At 56.4% G+C, this 314-nt stretch carries 1 pseudogene; it reads right to left on the bottom strand.

Annotation, left to right across the window (positions count from 1 at the left end):
- Positions 1 to 4: 4 nt before the first annotated feature.
- A pseudogene (locus DBV08_RS32535) lies at positions 5 to 314 on the bottom strand (hypothetical protein); the annotation flags it as partial.

Here is a 314-nt window from a genome sequence, read left to right as displayed (position 1 = left end):
GGGCTCACTCACCCTCTATCAGTGGATCCTCTAATTTGACAAGCTCGGCTTCCTCCGGGTGCAGGTTTTCGTACGGATCCACCAATCTGGTCAGTAAATAAACAGGATCGAATTCGCTCGGGACCTGAACGATCTGAAGACCTCGTGCCAATATCTCGATCTGTTCACCGCTCTCGTCGCTCGAAAAATCTGCGGCGAAGGCAGCGGCTACCGCGTCCCGCGCCACAGCCTCCGCCAGATCCCAATCACGTACGTACTCCTCGACAGAGGAGTTCACCTCTCGCTGCGCCAACGCGGCCAAAGTGCATTGCTGA

This window comes from Rhodococcus sp. KBW08, assembly GCF_003852455.1.
Lineage (GTDB): Bacteria > Actinomycetota > Actinomycetes > Mycobacteriales > Mycobacteriaceae > Rhodococcus_F > Rhodococcus_F baikonurensis.
The sequence above is the reverse complement of the archived record's forward strand: the minus strand, read 5'-3'. Positions and strand labels throughout refer to the sequence as shown.